Origin of the sequence: Herbidospora sp. NBRC 101105 (assembly GCF_030269205.1) — a bacterium.
GTDB classification, from domain to species: Bacteria; Actinomycetota; Actinomycetes; order Streptosporangiales; family Streptosporangiaceae; genus Herbidospora; species Herbidospora solisilvae.
In genome coordinates this window covers 307,666-324,008 of record NZ_BSSX01000005.1, presented here as the reverse complement: position 1 = coordinate 324,008, position 16,343 = coordinate 307,666, and the positions used below count along the sequence as shown (strand labels likewise).

The window sequence follows — 16,343 nt, the reverse complement described above, 5'->3', positions numbered from 1 at the left end:
GTCAGCCCATCGTCTTCTGGCCGTCGATGGTCTCGCGGATGATGTCGGCGTGGCCCGCGTGCTGGGCGATCTCGCCGATCAGGTGGGTGAAGGCACGCCGGGCCGAGCGGGTCGCGCCCGGCGGGAACCACGGTGCGCGGGGCAGTTCGTGGACCTGGTCGAGGTCGAGGGTGCGGACCAGGTCGTCGGTCGCGGTGGCGGTGCCCTCCCAGATCGCCAGCAGGTCGTCGAGGTGCTCGTCGTCCTCCATGCGGAACTGGCTCGTCCAGTCGACCTGGACGGCCTGCATCGCCGCCGCGCCGCCCGAGGCGAAGCGGGCCCAGGCGGCCTCCATCAGGGCGACGTGCTTGACGATGCCGCCGAGGCACAGGTCGCTGGCCGTCGGGCGGAGGCGGGCCTGGTCGTCGGTCAGGCCGTCGACGGCGTGGCGGAGGAAGCGGCGTTGCGCGGCGAGGGACTCGATGAGGTCGGCGCGTTCCTGCTCTGTGGTCATGTCGGTCATCTTCCTCGGGTGGTCACCAGAATGCCGTCGTCGTCGCTGTAGATCGTCGCGCCGGGGTGGAACAGCACGCCGCCGAAGATGACGGCGACGTCGCGGGTGCCGAGACCGTGTTTGTGGCTCTTGCGCGGGTTGCTGCCGAGCGCCTTTACGCCCAGGTCGATGGCGCCGAGGGCGACCACGTCGCGGACGGCGCCGTTGACGACCACGCCCGCCCAGCCGTTGGCGGCGGCCGTGCCGGCGATGACGTCGCCCAGCAGGGCGGCCTCCAGGGAGCCGCCGCCGTCGACGACCAGGGCCCGGCCCTCGCCGGGCTCCTCCAGGATCGCCTTGAGCAGCGCGTTGTCCTCGTGGCAGCGGAGCGTCGTGATCAGGCCGTGGAAGGCGCGGCGGGCGCCGTACTGACGGAACTGGAGGCTGCACGACTGCAGGGCCTCGCCATGCTCGTCGTAAAGATCGGCGGTGGACATGTGCATGATCCTCGCATGCCGTCACCATGGGTGACCGTGCAGTCACTAGGGTGCCGGTCCATGAGGTTCTTGCTTCGGGCTCTCGTGGCCCTCGTGGCCGCCGGTGGTGTGGTGTTGGGCGTGCCCGCCGCGCACGCCGATCCCGAGCCCTCGTTGCTCGGCGGGATCGTCGGGGCCGACCTGGGCTCGGTGGTCGGACTGGTGCCGAGCCTGGTCTGCGGCAACCGGCTGATCAACTACAACTCGCCCGTGGACAACTCGCCGACGCTGTGCGTCAACGGGGCCATCGCGAGCGGGAACTCGGTCGACAGCGGCAACTACAGCAACAAGGGGAATCCGGTGAACAGCGGGAACTTCTCCAACGCCAACGGGGCGACCAGCAGCAACAACTCCTCCAACAGCGCGAACCTCGCCAACGGGCCTCAGAAGACCAAGGTCGGGGGTCTGGTCAAATGATGATCATCGCGACGCTCGCCATCGTCCCGGCCCTGATGGGCGGCGGCCCGGGGCCGATCGCGTCGGCCGGCATCACCAACGTCACCAAGGACCGCGGCGCCATCACCAACGTCGGCAACAGTTACAACAGCGGCAATTACCGCAATCGCAGGAACGGCGTGAACAGCGGCAACTTCTCCAACGTGAACGGGTCGGCCAACAGCGTGAACGCGTCGGTCGCCTCGAACTTCGCCGACGGCCGACAGAAGATCATCGTCATCGGCGGGAAGCGCAAACACTAGAGCCGGACCGGCAGCGCGGTCAGCCGGTAGGTGCCCGGGTCGGGGGTGCGCAGCGTCGCCGGGTCGGCGGCGAGCTCCAGGTCGCGCTTGAGCAGTTCGGTCAGCGCGACCTGGGTGGTCACCCGGGCGATCGAGGCGCCGACGCAGAAGTGCGGGCCGTGCGCGAAGCCCAGGTGGGGCGCGCGTTCGCGGGTGACGTCGAGCTCCTCGGGGTCGTCGAACACCCGGGGGTCGCGGTTGCCGCCCACGAGCGCGCAGGTCACCGGGGTGCCGGCGGCGATCTCGACCCCGCACAGGTCCATAGGCTCGCGGGCGTACCGGGGGATCGACAATATCGTCGGGCCGCAGAACCGGGTCAGCTCCTCGACCGCTCGCGGCATCAGGCCGGGCCGGTCGCGGAGCACGGCCAGTTGGGCGGGGTGGGTGAGCAGGGCCAGCACGGCGTTGGCGATGAGGTTCGTGGGGGTCTGGCCGGCGAGGATCAGGTGCCAGACCAGGGTCACGAGCTCTTGGTCGGTCAGTTCCGTGGCCACCAGGTCGGACAGCAGGTCGTCGCCCGGCTCGGCGCGCCGCCGGGCCACCGCCGCCTTCGCGCCGTCCATGATGCCGGGGATCGCCGCGGCGAAGCCGGGGCCGCCGGGCGTGTCGACGACCCGGCCGTGGGCGCGCCACCGCTCGCGGTCGTCCTCGGGGACGCCGACCAGGGCGCAGATGACGTCCATGGGCAGCGGACGGGTGAAGGCGGGGATGAGGTCGGTCTCGCCGTCGAGCGGGTCGAGCAGGCGGCCGACGATCTCGGTGATCCGGGTGCGGAACGCCTCGGCCCGGCGTGGGGTGAAGGCCGGGGCGGCGGCCTTGCGCAGGCGGGCGTGCTCGGCGCCGTTCATCTCGCTCATGGTCCGCATGTACGGGAGACAGTCGTCGGGCACGTCGGGACGCATGAAGCTCTCCGGCCGGATCTCCAGCCGGGGATCGGTGAGCGCCGCCCGGATGTCGTCGTAGCGGGTGACGACCATCCACTCCGGGGCGCCCGGCATCCGGAGGACGGCGAGCGGGCCCGCCTCCCTGGCCCGGCCGTAGACGCCGAACGGGTCGCCCATGGTGGCGGCGAGGTCGATCTCGTACACGAGCCCTCCGGACATTCAGATGATAAGAACATCTGGATGGCGACGCTATCCTGGGCGGTGTCGGTCCGGCAAGGCGGAGGCGAAATGGCTCGGCTGTCCCGTGTGGAGCACCAGCGGCTCACCCGTGAGAAGGTGCTCGCCGCCGCGCGCGCCGAATTCCTCCTGTACGGCTTCCGCGACGCGAAGATAGACGACATCGCCGAGCGGGCCGAGCTCACCCGGGGCGCGGTCTACTCCAACTTCCCCGGCAAACGGGCGCTCTACTTCGCGGTCCTGGCCGCCGAACGTCCCGCCGTGACGGCCGCGCCCGCGACCACCCGGGCCGAGGCCCTCCATGAGTTCGCCCGCGCCTGGCTGGCCGGTGTGCCGATCAGCTCGGAGGCGTGGCTGGGCCGCGACCTGCTGCCCGAGGTCATGGCCGACGAGGCGACCCGCAAGCCGTTCGCCCAGCTCGTCAAGCTGAGCGCGATCCTGCTCGGCCTGACCCTCGAACGCCTCGACCCGGGCGCAGGCCGGCAGGTCCGCGTCGCCGAACAGGCGCTCACGATCCTCCACGGCGCCGGCCAGTTCAGCGGCTTCACCGACCTCTTCGACGTGGTCCGCGCCTGCGAACACCTCGCCGCCCTCGACCTCGGCGACTCCTGGCCGCCGCCCCACCTGGCGTTCGCGGCCAAGGTCGACGTGGTCGACGAACCGGCCGGCGACCTGCCCGAGGGCGTCGTGGTCACCCTCGCGCCCCATCGGGTGTCGGCCGTCGAAGAGGCCATGCGGGCCACCTCCGACGACGTGACCCTCATCGTGGCGGCGGGCGAGGAGCTGGCGCTGCTGGCCCAGCTCGTCATCGGCGACACCCTGCACTGCCTGGAGCCCCTCCGGGCCGCCCCGCCGTTGCGGGTGCTCTACGGGCCGGAGGGCGTGAGTACGACGGAGACGGCCGTCCGGGTCACGAACGGCCGCATCGTGGCCAGGGCCGAGGGTTTCGGCGCCTGCCACGCCGTCGCATCACATCCGGTGCGCCCGCTGCTGTGACCTGAGACAACGGGCGCCCGGAGATCGGTGGCCGACGGTTTCCCGCCGGCTGTTCACAGCCTGTGGACGACGACCCCGGATGCCGCGCCCGCCCGCCCGGGATGGGGTCAGGTTCTCCCGTCCGGCCGACGTTTCCGCGATGGCCGTCCACAGCCTGTGGAAATCAGGTCCGCACTGCCTCCCGCTTGCGGCGTGACAGAAGGCGGCGCACCAGGGGCGCCGCCAGGATCAGCGCCGACAGGGTCAGCAGGATCGCCGCGATCGGGCTGGTCACCAGGACCGTCGCGTCGCCCGCGCCGATCGCCAAGGCGCGCCGGAGCTGGATCTCGGCCATCGGCCCCAGGATCAGGCCGATCACCGCCGGGGCGAGCGGCAGGCCGAACCTGCGCATCGCGAAGCCGATCAGGCCCAGCAGGTAGAGGACGACCAGGTCCACCCACGAGGCGTTGAGCGCGTAGACGCCCAGGGCCGCGAACAGCAGGATGCCCGCGTAGAGGTAAGGCCGGGGGATGTGCAGCACCCTGGCCCACACGGGGGCCAGCGGCAGGTTCAGCACGAGCAGCATCGCGTTCCCCACGAAGAGAGACGCGATCATGCCCCAGACCAGGGCGGGGTTGTGGTCGAAGAGCTGGGGGCCGGGCTGGAGGCCGTACTGCTGGAAGGCGGCCAGGAGGATGGCGGCGGTGGCCGACGTCGGCAGGCCCAGGGTCAGCAACGGCACCAGGGTTCCGGCGGCGGAGGCGTTGTTGGCCGCCTCCGGACCGGCCACGCCCTCGATCGCGCCCTCGCCGAACTCGTGTCCCTTGGCCAGGCGCTTCTCCACCGAATACGACAGGAACGTCGGGATCTCGGCCCCGCCTCCCGGCAGGGCGCCGAAGGGGAAGCCCAGTGCCGTGCCGCGCAACCACGGCTTCCACGAGCGGGCCCAGTCGGAGCGGCCCATGAACGCGCGGCCCACCGGGATCACCTCGGGGTGGCCGTGGCGGAGCCGGGAGGCGACGTACAGGACCTCGCCCAGGGCGAAGAGGCCCACGGCCACCACGACGACGTCGATGCCGTCGAGCAGTTGCGGGATGCCCAGGGTCAGGCGGGCCTGGCCGGTCTGCTGGTCGATGCCGATCAGGCCGATGACCAGGCCGATCCCCAGCGACGCGAGGCCGCGGACGACCGACCGCGACAACACCGACGACACGGCCGTGAAGGCCAGGATCGCCAGCGCGAGGTAGTCCTCCGGGCCGAAGGAGATCGCGAAGTCGACCACGAGAGGGGCGGCCACCACCAGGAGGGCGGTGGCGATCGTACCGGCGACGAACGAACCGATCGCCGCCGTGGCCAGCGCCTGGGCGGCGCGGCCCCGGCGGGCCATCTTGTTGCCCTCCAGTGCCGTGATCATGGACGAGCTCTCGCCCGGCGTGTTCAGCAGGATGGACGTGGTCGAACCGCCGTACATGCCGCCGTAGTAGATCCCGGCGAACATGATGAACGCGCTGGCCGGCGGCACGTTGAAGGTGATCGGCAGGAGCAGCGCCACGGTCATCGCGGGGCCGATGCCGGGGAGCACGCCCACGAGGGTGCCGAGGGTGACGCCGACGAGGGCGTACAGGAGGTTGACCGGCGTGAACGCCGTGGCGAAGCCGTCGAGCAGCAGCTGGAGCGAGTCCATCTCAGATCAGCCCCTCCAGCGGCCCGCCGGGCAGCGTGACGCCGAGGCCCTTCACGAAGGCCAGGTAGGACGCCACGGCCAGCACGATCGCCAGCGCCCCGGCCCGCAGCCGGTTCTCGGCGCCGAGCACCCACGACACCCCGAAGAACAGCAGCGCGCCCGCGACGATCCAGCCCAGCAGGTCGACCGACACGGCGAACGCCAGGAAGATCACGCTGATCAGGGCGACCGACTTCTTGTCGGACGTCGCCGACGGGTCGACGTCCTCGCTCTCCTCCGGGTCGCCCTGACCACCCCGGAGCACGTCGACCACATAGAAGACGCCGGTCGCGATCATGGCGGAGCCGACGATGATCGGGAAGAACCGCGGTCCCAGCCCGAGCGTCGAAGCCGCCGCCGTCACGTCGGCGGTGCCGACGATGACGAACACGCCGAGGGCCAGCACGGCCCCCGCGAGCAGCAGTTCCGGGTTCCTCCACCTCATCAGGACACGAGCCCCATCTCGGCGATGATGCCCTTCACCCGGGCCGACTCGGAGTTCAGATAGTCGGCGAACGGCTGCCCGGTCTGGAAGACGTCGATCCAGCCGTTCTTGGCCACCGCGTCCTTCCACGCCGCCGAGTCGTGCATCTTGGTCACCAGGTCGGTGAGCGACTGCTTGGCGGCGTCGTCGAGCCCGCCCGGGGCCACGAACCCGCGCCAGTTGGCGAGTTCGACGTCGAGCCCGCCCTCCTTCAGCGTCGGCGCGTCGATGCTCTCCAGACGGTCGGGCGACGAGACGCCCAGCGCGCGCAGCTTGCCCGACTTCACGTGCTCGGCGAACTCGCCGATGCCGGAGATGCCGATCGCGACCTTGCCGCCGAGCAGCGAGTTCAGCGCCTCACCGCCGCCCGAGTGGGCGATGTAGTTGACCAGCTTCGGGTCGACCCCGGCCGCCTTGGCCATCAGCCCGGCCAGGATGTGGTCGGTGCCGCCGGCCGAACCGCCGGCCACGGCGACCTTGGCGGGGTCGGTCTTCCAGGCGGTCGCGAGGTCCTGAAGGGTCTGGAAGGGCGAGTTCGCGGGTACGACGACGATCTCGTACTCCTCGGTCAGCTTGGCGATGGGCGTCGTCTCGGCCAGCGTGACCTGGGACTTGTTCTGTTCGATGGCGCCCACCATGACCAGGCCCATCGTCATGAGCAGGTTGCCGTTGCCCTTCTCCCCGACGAGCTGGGTGAGGCCGATCGTGCCACCGGCGCCGGGCACGTTGTAGACCTCGACCTTGAGGTTCGGGTCGGCCGACTTGAAGGCCTGCTCGGCGGTCCTGGACGTGGTGTCCCACCCGCCGCCGGGCGCGGCCGGAGCCATGATCTTGAGGGCCGAGGTTCCGCCGCCGGACGACGGGGCCCCACATGCCGCGACGGCGGCCAGCAACGCCGCCGCCAATATCAGAGTTCGTCGCATCGCCGACTCCCACACTGGTTACCTGAACGTGGTGAGGATGCTGAGCGAACCCGCACGATCCGTCGATCCTTTATGTGATTGACGTCATATAGGTCGTATTGGTCATGACCCGGTTTTCCGCACGGCTCCTATAGTGAACGCGTGAAACGGCTGCTCAACGCCTCATTGGGCACCCAGCTCTTCGTCCTCCAAATGGTGATCGTGCTGCTCACGGTCGTCGGCACCGCGACCGTCTGGGTCGGGCACACCCGCCGCCAGCTCAACGAGCAGCACGAGCAGCGGGCCCTCGCGATCGCCGAGTCGGTCGCCGGGCTGCCCGGGGTCCGGGAGGCCTTCGACGACCCCCACCCGGAGCAGACGCTGCAGCCGATCGCGTTGAGCGTCCAGAAGGCCACCGGCGCCGACTACGTCGTCATCGCCAACCGCGACGAGATCCGCTACGCCCACCCGAACGCCGCCCTGATCGGCCAGAAGTTGTCGACCGACGGCACCGAGGTGATGACCACCGGCCAGGAGTGGACCGGCGTGCAGACCGGCACCCTCGGCACCTCGGTGCGCGGCAAGGCGCCCATCTTCGGCCTCGACGGGCAGGTCATCGGCCTGGCCAGCGTCGGAATACTGGAGCAGACGGTCGCCGCCGAACTCGGCGACGCCCTCCCGCCGCTCATCTGGACGGTCTTCGGCGTGCTGGTCCTGGGCTCGGCGGCGGCGGCGTTCATCACCCAGCGGGTCCGCCGCCAGACCTTCGGCCTGGAACCCAGGGAGATCGCCGCCCTGCTCGAACAGCGCGAAGGCGTGCTGCACGGCGTGAAGGAGGGCGTGGTCGCCCTCGACCTCGACGGCCGGATGACCCTGATCAACGACGCCGCCCACGAACTCCTCGGCGACGTCGGCGGATCGTTGGACGACCTCCCGTCGAACGACCGCCTCCGCGACGTCATGGCCGGCGACGACGTCGGCGAGGACCGGATCGTGCTGCGCCACGGCCGCACGCTCGTGCTGAACCGCACCCCGGTCGAGGTGCGCGGCCAGCACCGCGGCTGGGTGGTGACACTACGCGACCGCACCGAGCTGATCCGCCTGTCCCATCAGCTGGACGAGGCCACCAACACCACCGACATGCTGCGCGCCCAGGCGCATGAGTTCGCCAACCGCATGCACACCGTGGTCGGCCTCCTGGAGCTGGGCGAACAGGAGATGGCCGTCCGCTACATCACCGAATCGGCCGGCGGCCAGTACGCCACCGACATCCGCGAACAGGTGAAGGACCCGACCCTGGCGGCCCTGCTGCTGGCCAAGTCGGCCCAGGCGGCCGAACGCGGCGCCGCCCTCCGCCTGGCCCCCGACGCGTGCGTCGAAGAAGGCACCCTGGGCGACCCCCACGACGCCGTCCTCGTCGTCGGCAACCTGGTGGCGAACGCCCTCGACGCCCTCGACGGCCGGGGCGGGACCGTGGAGGTCTGCGTCCGGACGACGGAGGAGGGCCTGCACGTGAGGGTCGGCGACGACGGCCCCGGCATAGCGGCCGACCTGGCCGAAGAGGTGTTCCGCGAGGGCTTCACCACCAAGGCGGCGCAGTCGGGCCCGCGCGGCCTGGGCCTGGCGCTGACCAGGCAGGCCTGCCTACGGCGCGGCGGCTGGGTAAGGGTGCACAACGAGCGCGGCGCCGTCTTCACCGCGCTGCTGCCGAGGCGGTCAGGATGATCAAGGTTCTCGTCGTCGACGACGACTTCATGGTGGCCCGCATCCACGTGGGGTACGTCGGCCGGATCCCGGGCTTCTCCGTCGTCGGCACCGCCCACGGCGGCCGGGCGGCCATCACCTCGGTCGAGGAACTCCGGCCCGACCTGGTGCTGCTCGACGTGTATATGGCCGACATGTCCGGCCTCGGCGTCCTGCACCACCTGCGCGGCCTCGCCCACCCGGTCGACATCCTGATGATCACCGCCGCGAACGACATGGACACCGTCCGGGCCGCCCTGCGGGCCGGCGTGGTGAACTACCTGGTCAAGCCCTTCACCGCGGCAGAACTGACCGAACGCCTCGACCAGTACGCCCAATCCCGGCGGCGGCTCGCCATGCCGGGACCGGCCGTCCAGGAGGACATCGACCGCCTGTTCGGCGGCACGAACCGGGCCGTGCTGCCCAAGGGCCTGTCGACGGCGACGTGCGCCCTGGTGGCCGACGCGCTGCGCACCAACGGCGGCGACCTGTCGGCGGCCGAGACGGCTGCGGTGACGGGGTTGTCGCGGGTGAGCGCGCGGCGGTACCTGGAGTATCTGTGCGCGACGGGCCAGGCGGAACTGAGACCGAGATACGGGACGGCGGGCCGCCCGGAACACCGCTACCGCTGGACGACCTGACTCAGCGAGGTTCCGCCAGCTTCGGGCGCATCCACGGGTAGGGATCGGTCAGCGGGGCGCGCTGTTCCCGCTGGGCCCGGCGCAGACGCAGCAGCGGCTCACCGGCCGTGTAGTAGCGACCCCGCCCGCTTCCGTGGGGCACCAGAATGCCCGACTTCGCCAGTGCCGACAGATCACGTGTCGCCGTCTGCTCCTCGACGTCGGCACGCTTCCGGTAACCCGCCCGCCTGATCCGCCAGCCCAGCGTCGCCTCGAACATCGCGTCGAAGGTCCGCTCCGGCAGCGAGTTCGCCGCGATGAGTTCGTCGAGCTCCTCCCAGACGGCGCTCGCCTCACGCACGCGCCGGGCGACGGTCTGGGCCTGCATGTGATGGGCCCGCAGATTGAAGGAGACCCAGAGGTGGGCGTCGTCGCGTGGATTCCATGCGCCTTGCCCGGTGACGGCGAGCACGGCGTAGTAGTCATCGGTGTTGGCCCCCAGCCATTCTTCGATGCTGGAGAACTCAGGCTCGCCGATATCCGACCTGGTCAGCACGGAGGTGGCGAGGGCGCGCGCCATCCGGCCGTTGCCGTCGCGGAACGGATGGATCATCACCAGGTTCAAGTGGGCCATCGCCGACCGCACGACCGGATCGACATCCGATCCTGTGTGGATGCTCTCGATCAGCGAGTCCATGAGCGCGGGCACTGTCGCGGCGTCGGGTCCTTCATAGACCACACGGTCGGTGCGGTCGTCGTGGACGAAGACAGGCCCCTTGCGGAATCGGCCCGGCGACTTCGCGGGGTCGTGGCCCAGCATCATGTAGTGCATCGCGCACAGTTCGGTGGTGTTCAGGCTGGCGTAGTCGTCCTCGCCCATGGCGAGGACGTAGCCCAATGCGTGCCGATAGCCCTGGATCTCCAGAAACGTCTTCTCATCGGCGCTCAGGGGTTCCTGATCGTCGAGAGCAGCGGCCGCGTCATCTACGGCGACCTGGTAACCCTCGATGCTGTTGGAGCCGCGGATGGCCCGCGCGAGCGCCGATCGGCGCAGCCCGCCCTGCCAGCGCTTCGGTGTGCGCAGGACATGGCGCAGCTCTTTGCGCATCTGGTGGATTTCGGCCAGTACTGCGCGATCTTCGCTGGTCAGCCCCGGGGTTCCATAGATTGACGCCTTCACGTCGTCATTTTAGGCGTTGCATGACTGGTTGAACTAAACATCGACCTCAATAAATCGGTCGCGTCCGTAAGATCCTGGTCGTTACCCTCCTCCCGTAACCGAGAGAGGGGGAGATCATGCGCCACGCCACGCGTGCCGTCGTTCCTCCCTTCGGTCATGAGGTGATCCGCGTGTCTTCCGGTGCCCGGCTTCGGCTGCGCGCCCGATTCCGGTTGTCCGCCTTCTCGTAGAAGGCTTCATCGCGCCGTCCTTTCCGGATTCACTCTCGAAAGAGAAACGGCCATGACTCTCCGCAACATCGGCATCCTCGCCCATGTCGACGCCGGCAAGACCACCGTCACCGAACGCGTCCTGTTCGCCACCGGGGCGACGTACAAGCAGGGTGAAGTGCACCATGGCACCACCGTCACGGACTTCGATTCGCAGGAACGCGACCGCGGGATCACGATCTTCGCGGCGGCGGTGACCTGTCACTGGCGGGGCGCCCAGATCAACCTGATCGACACCCCCGGGCACGTCGACTTCTCCGACGAGGTCGAGCGGTCGCTGCGGGTGCTCGACGGGGCGGTCGCGGTGTTCGACGCGGTGGCGGGGGTGGAGCCGCAGAGCGAGGCCGTCTGGCGGCGGGCCGATCGGTATGGCGTGCCGCGGATCGTGTTCGTCAACAAGATGGACCGGCCCGGCGCCGACCTCGACGCGACCGTCGAGGCGATCCGGCGGCGGCTGCATCCGGTGCCGCTCGTGCTCGGGCGGCCCGGCCTGGTCGAACAGGTGGCGGAGCGACATCCCGACGTCCTGGACGAGTACCCGAACGTCTCCCCGGCGACGCTCCAGAGGGCACTGCGCGAGCTGACCCTCTCCGGCGAGGTGGTCGTCGTGCTGAGCGGGTCGGCCTACCGCAACCAGGGCATCGAGGCGCTGCTCGACGCCGTGGTGGCCTACCTGCCCGAGCCGAGGGTCGAAGCCCGGCCCTTCTCGGGGCTGGTGTTCAAGGTGGCCGAGCGGACCGCGTTCCTGCGGGTCTACTCGGGCACGTTGCGCAAGGGCGACACCGTCCTCGACACGACGACCGGGAAGACCGAGCGGGTGTCGCGGATCCTGCGGATCCAGGCCGACCGGCACATCGACATCGACCGCGCCGAGGCGGGCGACATCGTGGCCGTCACCGGGCCCAAGGTCGTGCGGACGGGCACGACGCTGGCCGACCCGGCGGCGCCGCTCGTGCTGGAGCCGCCCTCGACGACCGAACCGGTCGTCTCGGTCGCGGTCGAGGCCGAGACCCGGGCCGAGCACCAGAAGCTCGCCGTCGCGCTGGCCCGCCTGGCCGACGAAGACCCATCCATTCGTGTACGAACCGACCCCGAGACCGGCCAGACCATCCTGTCCGGCCTGGGAGAACTCCACCTGGAGGTGGCCGTGGAGAAGATCCGCCGCGACCGCGGCCTCACCATCCGCGTCGGCGCCCCGCAGGTCGCCCTGCGGGAGACCGTCGTGGAGGGCGTGACCGGCGTGCTCTACCGCCACGTCAAACAGGACGGCGGCGCGGGCCAGTACGCCCACGTCCGCATCGACGTCGAACCGTGCGACGAGCCGTTCGCCTTCGCGAGCACGGTCGTCGGCGGCCGGGTGCCGAAGGAGTACGTGAAGGCGGTCGAACAGGGGTGCCGCGACGCCCTGGCCGAAGGCCCTCTCGGCGGCCACCCGGTCATGGGCCTGCGGGTGACCCTGACCGACGGCGCGACCCACGTGAAGGACTCCTCGGAACTGGCCTTCCGCACGGCCGGCCGCCTCGCCCTCCGCGAGGCGCTGCGTTCGTGCCGGATGGCCGTCCTGGAACCCGTGACCGAGGTGACGGTGACGGTCCCCGACGACCTGGCGGGCGGCGTGCTGGGCGACCTCGCCGCACGAAAGGGCCAGGTCTCCGGCACCGAGGCCCGGCCGGGCACGGTCGTCATCACGGCGACGGTGCCCCTGGCCGAGGTCTTCGGCTACGCGACCCGGCTCCGCAGCCGCACCCAGGGCCGCGGCGCCTTCACGACGCGGCCTGCGGGCTATGCGGTAGCAGGAAGATCGCGGTGATCAGGAGGAGGACCGCCAGAACCGGGGCGAACGGGCGGGCGGCCGTCAGCAGCATGGCCGTCGAGGCCGCGCCGATCGCCAACGCGCCGATCTGCCGGAGGGCCGTCACGAAGGTGTCCCTCCGGCCGGTCGCCAGGTCGTGGAGGGAGGTGGTCAGCACGCCGGTCATGTACGTCGTGTTCGGGTGGAGGCCCAGCATCATCGCGCTCTGGCCGCCCATCGCGATCCCGGCCAGGGCCAGCAGGGTCAGCCGCCCCGACAGGTCGGGGTGGGTGCCGGTGCCGATCCAGCCGACGGCCACGATGACGAGCAGGACCAGTTCGGCGATCAGGCCGAAGGTCCGCCGGTCGCGGAAGGTCGCCGCCCAGGCGTAGGCGCCGGCGCCGAAGCCGGCCACCGCCGTCAGGGCGGCGAGCCACTTGCCCGAGGCGGCCGTCACCACGTTGCCCGTGATGATGCCGGCGAAGGCGCCGCCGAGTTCGAGGAAGGTGAAGAGGTCGACCGCGCCGGCGCAGCAGGCCAGCGCGGTCGTGCCCCACATGATCCGCATGTCAGGGGACGTACCCCCTAACGGCCCTGCAGCGCCTTCACGTTGTCGCCGAAGGTCCAGTTGCGGGAGCCGTCCCAGTTGATCGACCAGGTCATCAGGCCCTTCAACTGGCCGTTGAAGCTGTTCCAGGCCTGCGACACCAGCGACGGCGACATGTGGCCGCCGCCCGCGCCGATCTGGGCGGGCAGGCCGGGGACCTGCTTGTCGTACGGCACCCGGATCGTCACGCCCTGGATGACCAGGCCGTTGTTGAGGCAGGTCGTCTGGGCGACGAAGCCCTGGACCGTCCCGGCCGAGTAGGAGTCACCGGAGCAGCCGTACATCGAGCCGTTGTAGTACTGCTGGTTCAGCCACCACAACCGGCCGTTGTCGGCGTACTTCTTGATGACGGGCAGGTAGGCGCCCCAGATCGAGCCGTAGGTGACGCTGCCGCCGGTGACGTAGGCGGTCTCGGGGGCCATGGTCAGGCCGAAGTTCGACGGCATCTGCGCGAGCACGCCGTCGATGATGCGGATCAGGTTGGCCTGCGAGGTCGACAGCGTGTTGATGTTGCCGCTGCCGGTGAGGCCGGTCTCGATGTCGATGTCGATGCCGTCGAAGTTGTAGCGCTTGAGGATCGGCACGATCGTCGCGACGAACCGGTCGGCCACGGTGGCCGACGACAGGTCGATGCCCGCCGTGGCGCCGCCGATCGACATGAGGATCGTCGCGCCCGCCGCCTTGGCGGCGCACATCTCGGCCGGGGTGGCGACCTTCACGGTGGCGTCCATCCCGTCCTCCCACAGGACCGTCCCGTCGGACCGGATGACCGGGAAGGCGGCGTTGATGACGTTGTAGCCGTGCTGCTTGATGCGCGCGTCGGTGATCGGGATCCAGCCGAGCGGCGGGTGCACGCCGTTGACCGCGCCGTCCCAGTTCTCCCAGTAACCCTGGAGCACCTTCCCGGCGGGCTTGCCCTTGACCGCGCAGGTCGGGCCCACGGTGGGGGTGACCGTCGGGGTCGGCGAGGGGCTGGCGGTCGGCGTCGGGGAGGGCGAGGGAGACGGCGAGGGTGACGGCGACGGCGAGGGCGACGGCGACGGGTTGGTGCCGCCGGGGCCGTCGAAGCTGATGTCGTCGGCGTAGTAGGTGCCCTGGCCGTACCAGCCGTGGAGGTAGACCTGGGCCGTGGTCTGCCCGGCGGCGGTGGTGAAGTTCAGGGTCAGCAGCCGCCAGTCGGCCGACGACGTCCAGACCGAGGCGCCGCCCTGCACGCCCAGGTAGACGTAGTTGCCCCGGACCCACGCCGTCAGCACGTAGGCCGTGTTCGGGCGCACCGACACGTTCTGGCTGCACCGGGCGTTGTCGGAGGCGCCGGCCGCACCGGCAAGCGCTCTGGTTCCGGTACGAACCGGGGAGGCCACCGCCGACCCGAGGCCTCCCGTGCACGTCCAGGGGGAGAGCGAGCCCGATTCGAGCCCGGGGTTGGCGAGCAGGTTGGCCGCGTTGGCCTGCGAGGGGATGAAGAGTGCGGCCACCAGGGCCAACGTCAAGAACACAGCACGTTTCACGAGGAAACCCTTCTGTCGCCCGGGCAGCGCAGATCACCGGGAGTGGGGTGCGGGCCACGGTGACTGGGGCTCGCGAGCAACAGCAGTCGAATTATCTGACGTTGATCGTGGATACGTCCATAGGAGGATTTGTCGGACTCGACTGCCAGACTGCGCGCCATGATCATTACTGCGGACGGCACCGCTTTAATGAACCGGCCGGTCTACACCGTCACCTGGGTGCGCGGATGGGACGTACACGACACCCTGAAACGCCTCGGCGTGGCCGACGTGGCCGCCCTCACCTGGGCCGACCTGTACCGGCGCGACTCCGGGACGAACGGGCACAGCGACCTCGTCGTGGTCGCCCCGGCGGGTGACTGGGTGGTGGCCCTCCAGGTGGGCGGCTGGTGGTTCGCCTTCGACGGCGAGCTGAACGAGGTGACCCGCGACGGCGGCGAGGCCGTCTCGGTGATGCGCCACGACCGTTCCCACGGGCACTTCGCGCACAGCGTCGACGGCAGGTCGCGCACCCATTTCCTGGTCAGGGAACCGGGCACCCGCTGGGGCGCGGCCCCGGACGCGCTCGGCGACCTGATCTACGCCGACGACCACCCCGACCCCGACGCGGCGGCCCTCGCGCTGGCGGCCGAGGTCACCGGCGTGTCCTTCACGACGGGTCTGTTCGCCGAGCCCCTGGTGGGAGGCCGGGTCACACGTAGCCGCCTTCGATGAGGCTGCGGCCCGTGTCGGCGATGACGTCCTCGGTCGGACGGGGGTTCCAGCCGAGCAGCGACCGGGCCTTGGCGTTCGACAGGTGGCGGACGCGCCCCACGTTCCTGGCCAGTTCCGCCATGCGGTCGTCGGTCTCGGCCAGCTCCCTGACCACCTCGTCGGGCAGGAGCTCGGTGGGGGTGGTCGCGCCGAGGCGCTCCCGGAGGACCTGGGCGATGTAGGCCATCGACACCGCGTCGCCCGACGCCCCGATGAACCGCTCCCCGGCCGCCTTCGGCGAGGTCATGGCGCGCAGGTGCAGGTCGGCCGCGTCGCGGACGTCCACCATGCCGAACCACATGTTCGGGATGGCGCGCATGCCGCCGTCGAGCAGCCCGGCCAGGATGCCGATCGAACTGGCGTATCGCGGCCCCAGGACGGGGCCGAAGATCCCGGTCGGGTTGACCACCGTCAGCTCCATGGCCCCCCGGTCGAACGCCCAGGCGGCCCGCTCGGCGATCACCTTGGACTTGGGATAGGCCGCGATGTCGGCGTCGGGCCGGGTCCAGTCGTCCTCGGTGAAGGGCCGGTCGGTCTCCGGGTGTCCGTAGCCGATGGCGGCGAACGACGAGGTCACGACCGTGCGCCGGACTCCGGCGTCGCGTGCCGCGCGCAGGACGCGAAGGGTGCCGTCGCGGGCTGGGATGATCACCTCGTTCTCGTCGGCGGGCTGGGCCGACGGCAGGGGGGAGGCGACGTGCAGGACATAGTCGCAGCCCGCCACGGCCTCGTCCCACCCCTCGTCGGACGTGAGGTCGGCGACGACCGAGGGCACGCCGTCGACGGGGGTGTGGCGGACGGTGGTGCACACCTGGTACCCCGCCTCTTGGGCGGCGGCGATGACACGGGTGGCCAGGAAGCCCGTCCCGCCGGTGATCAGAACTGTCTCCATGCCTACGACGATACGATAGAAAACGG

17 protein-coding genes are annotated in these 16,343 nt (G+C 70.5%); 7 read left to right on the top strand and 10 right to left on the bottom strand.

Annotated elements, in window-relative coordinates; translation table 11 throughout:
- Nucleotide 1: 1 nt before the first annotated feature.
- Complete coding sequence (locus QSK34_RS22025; RefSeq protein WP_285586119.1) at nucleotides 2-493, bottom strand: DinB family protein; 492 nt, start codon at nucleotides 491-493, stop codon at nucleotides 2-4.
- 5 nt (nucleotides 494-498) lie between these two features.
- Complete coding sequence (gene rraA / locus QSK34_RS22020; RefSeq protein WP_285586118.1) at nucleotides 499-975, bottom strand: ribonuclease E activity regulator RraA; 477 nt, start codon at nucleotides 973-975, stop codon at nucleotides 499-501.
- Between the two features lie 54 nt (nucleotides 976-1,029).
- On the opposite strand from rraA, the gene QSK34_RS22015 reads away from it, so the two are divergent.
- Together QSK34_RS22015 and QSK34_RS22010 are read left to right on the top strand one after the other, a co-directional pair.
- Nucleotides 1,030-1,425, top strand: coding sequence for a hypothetical protein (locus tag QSK34_RS22015; protein WP_285586117.1), 396 nt, complete (start codon nucleotides 1,030-1,032; stop codon nucleotides 1,423-1,425).
- Complete coding sequence (locus tag QSK34_RS22010; protein ID WP_285586116.1) at nucleotides 1,422-1,706, top strand: hypothetical protein; 285 nt, start codon at nucleotides 1,422-1,424, stop codon at nucleotides 1,704-1,706. Before QSK34_RS22015 ends, QSK34_RS22010 begins: the two co-directional genes overlap by 4 nt.
- Here the strand turns inward: QSK34_RS22010 and QSK34_RS22005 are convergent.
- Nucleotides 1,703-2,848: a cytochrome P450 gene (locus tag QSK34_RS22005; RefSeq protein WP_285586115.1), complete on the bottom strand. Its 1,146-nt coding sequence runs from the start codon at nucleotides 2,846-2,848 to the stop codon at nucleotides 1,703-1,705. The two genes, QSK34_RS22010 and QSK34_RS22005, sit on opposite strands and share 4 nt — an antisense overlap.
- Before the next feature lie 69 nt (nucleotides 2,849-2,917).
- On the opposite strand from QSK34_RS22005, the gene QSK34_RS22000 reads away from it, so the two are divergent.
- Nucleotides 2,918-3,862, top strand: coding sequence for a TetR/AcrR family transcriptional regulator (locus QSK34_RS22000; protein WP_285586114.1), 945 nt, complete (start codon nucleotides 2,918-2,920; stop codon nucleotides 3,860-3,862).
- A 163-nt stretch (nucleotides 3,863-4,025) separates the two neighbouring features.
- Here the strand turns inward: QSK34_RS22000 and QSK34_RS21995 are convergent, their stop codons facing one another.
- The 3 genes from QSK34_RS21995 to QSK34_RS21985 are packed head-to-tail and all read right to left on the bottom strand — an operon-like array spanning nucleotide 4,026 to nucleotide 6,971.
- The gene (locus QSK34_RS21995) at nucleotides 4,026-5,525 is read right to left on the bottom strand and encodes a tripartite tricarboxylate transporter permease (RefSeq protein WP_285586113.1); all 1,500 of its coding nucleotides are present in this window, start codon (nucleotides 5,523-5,525) and stop codon (nucleotides 4,026-4,028) included.
- 1 nt (nucleotide 5,526) lies between these two features.
- Nucleotides 5,527-6,009: a tripartite tricarboxylate transporter TctB family protein gene (locus tag QSK34_RS21990; RefSeq protein ID WP_285586112.1), complete on the bottom strand. Its 483-nt coding sequence runs from the start codon at nucleotides 6,007-6,009 to the stop codon at nucleotides 5,527-5,529.
- Nucleotides 6,009-6,971, bottom strand: a complete 963-nt coding sequence (locus QSK34_RS21985; RefSeq protein WP_161479675.1) for a Bug family tripartite tricarboxylate transporter substrate binding protein — start codon at nucleotides 6,969-6,971, stop codon at nucleotides 6,009-6,011. Before QSK34_RS21985 ends, QSK34_RS21990 begins: the two co-directional genes overlap by 1 nt.
- 141 nt (nucleotides 6,972-7,112) lie before the next feature.
- Between QSK34_RS21985 and QSK34_RS21980 the strand changes: the two genes are divergently transcribed.
- The gene (locus QSK34_RS21980; RefSeq protein ID WP_285586111.1) at nucleotides 7,113-8,675 is read left to right on the top strand and encodes an ATP-binding protein; all 1,563 of its coding nucleotides are present in this window, start codon (nucleotides 7,113-7,115) and stop codon (nucleotides 8,673-8,675) included.
- Nucleotides 8,672-9,334: a response regulator gene (locus tag QSK34_RS21975; protein WP_285586110.1), complete on the top strand. Its 663-nt coding sequence runs from the start codon at nucleotides 8,672-8,674 to the stop codon at nucleotides 9,332-9,334. Before QSK34_RS21980 ends, QSK34_RS21975 begins: the two co-directional genes overlap by 4 nt.
- Before the next feature lies 1 nt (nucleotide 9,335).
- Here the strand turns inward: QSK34_RS21975 and QSK34_RS21970 are convergent, their stop codons facing one another.
- A complete protein-coding gene (locus QSK34_RS21970) occupies nucleotides 9,336-10,493 on the bottom strand; it encodes a Fic family protein (RefSeq protein WP_285586109.1) in 1,158 nt (385 codons plus the stop codon).
- A gap of 282 nt (nucleotides 10,494-10,775) precedes the next feature.
- Here QSK34_RS21970 and QSK34_RS21965 point away from each other — a divergent pair, with 282 nt between their 5' ends.
- Nucleotides 10,776-12,572 (top strand): elongation factor G, encoded by a 1,797-nt coding sequence (locus QSK34_RS21965; RefSeq protein ID WP_285586108.1) that lies wholly within the window; start codon nucleotides 10,776-10,778, stop codon nucleotides 12,570-12,572.
- On the opposite strand, the gene QSK34_RS21960 is transcribed toward QSK34_RS21965, so the two are convergent.
- Together QSK34_RS21960 and QSK34_RS21955 are read right to left on the bottom strand one after the other, a co-directional pair.
- Nucleotides 12,526-13,122 (bottom strand): YoaK family protein, encoded by a 597-nt coding sequence (locus QSK34_RS21960; RefSeq protein ID WP_285586107.1) that lies wholly within the window; start codon nucleotides 13,120-13,122, stop codon nucleotides 12,526-12,528. The genes QSK34_RS21965 and QSK34_RS21960 overlap by 47 nt on opposite strands.
- 17 nt (nucleotides 13,123-13,139) lie before the next feature.
- Nucleotides 13,140-14,639, bottom strand: a complete 1,500-nt coding sequence (locus tag QSK34_RS21955; RefSeq protein ID WP_285586106.1) for a glycosyl hydrolase family 18 protein — start codon at nucleotides 14,637-14,639, stop codon at nucleotides 13,140-13,142.
- A gap of 192 nt (nucleotides 14,640-14,831) precedes the next feature.
- On the opposite strand from QSK34_RS21955, the gene QSK34_RS21950 reads away from it, so the two are divergent.
- On the top strand, nucleotides 14,832-15,386 hold the full coding sequence (locus tag QSK34_RS21950; RefSeq protein WP_285586105.1) for a DUF6461 domain-containing protein: 555 nt from the start codon (nucleotides 14,832-14,834) through the stop codon (nucleotides 15,384-15,386).
- On the opposite strand, the gene QSK34_RS21945 is transcribed toward QSK34_RS21950, so the two are convergent.
- Nucleotides 15,364-16,317 carry an NAD-dependent epimerase/dehydratase family protein gene (locus QSK34_RS21945; protein ID WP_285586104.1) on the bottom strand — a complete coding sequence of 318 codons (954 nt, stop codon included), beginning with the start codon at nucleotides 16,315-16,317 and terminating at the stop codon, nucleotides 15,364-15,366. The two genes, QSK34_RS21950 and QSK34_RS21945, sit on opposite strands and share 23 nt — an antisense overlap.
- Between the last annotated feature and the right edge of the window lie 26 nt (nucleotides 16,318-16,343).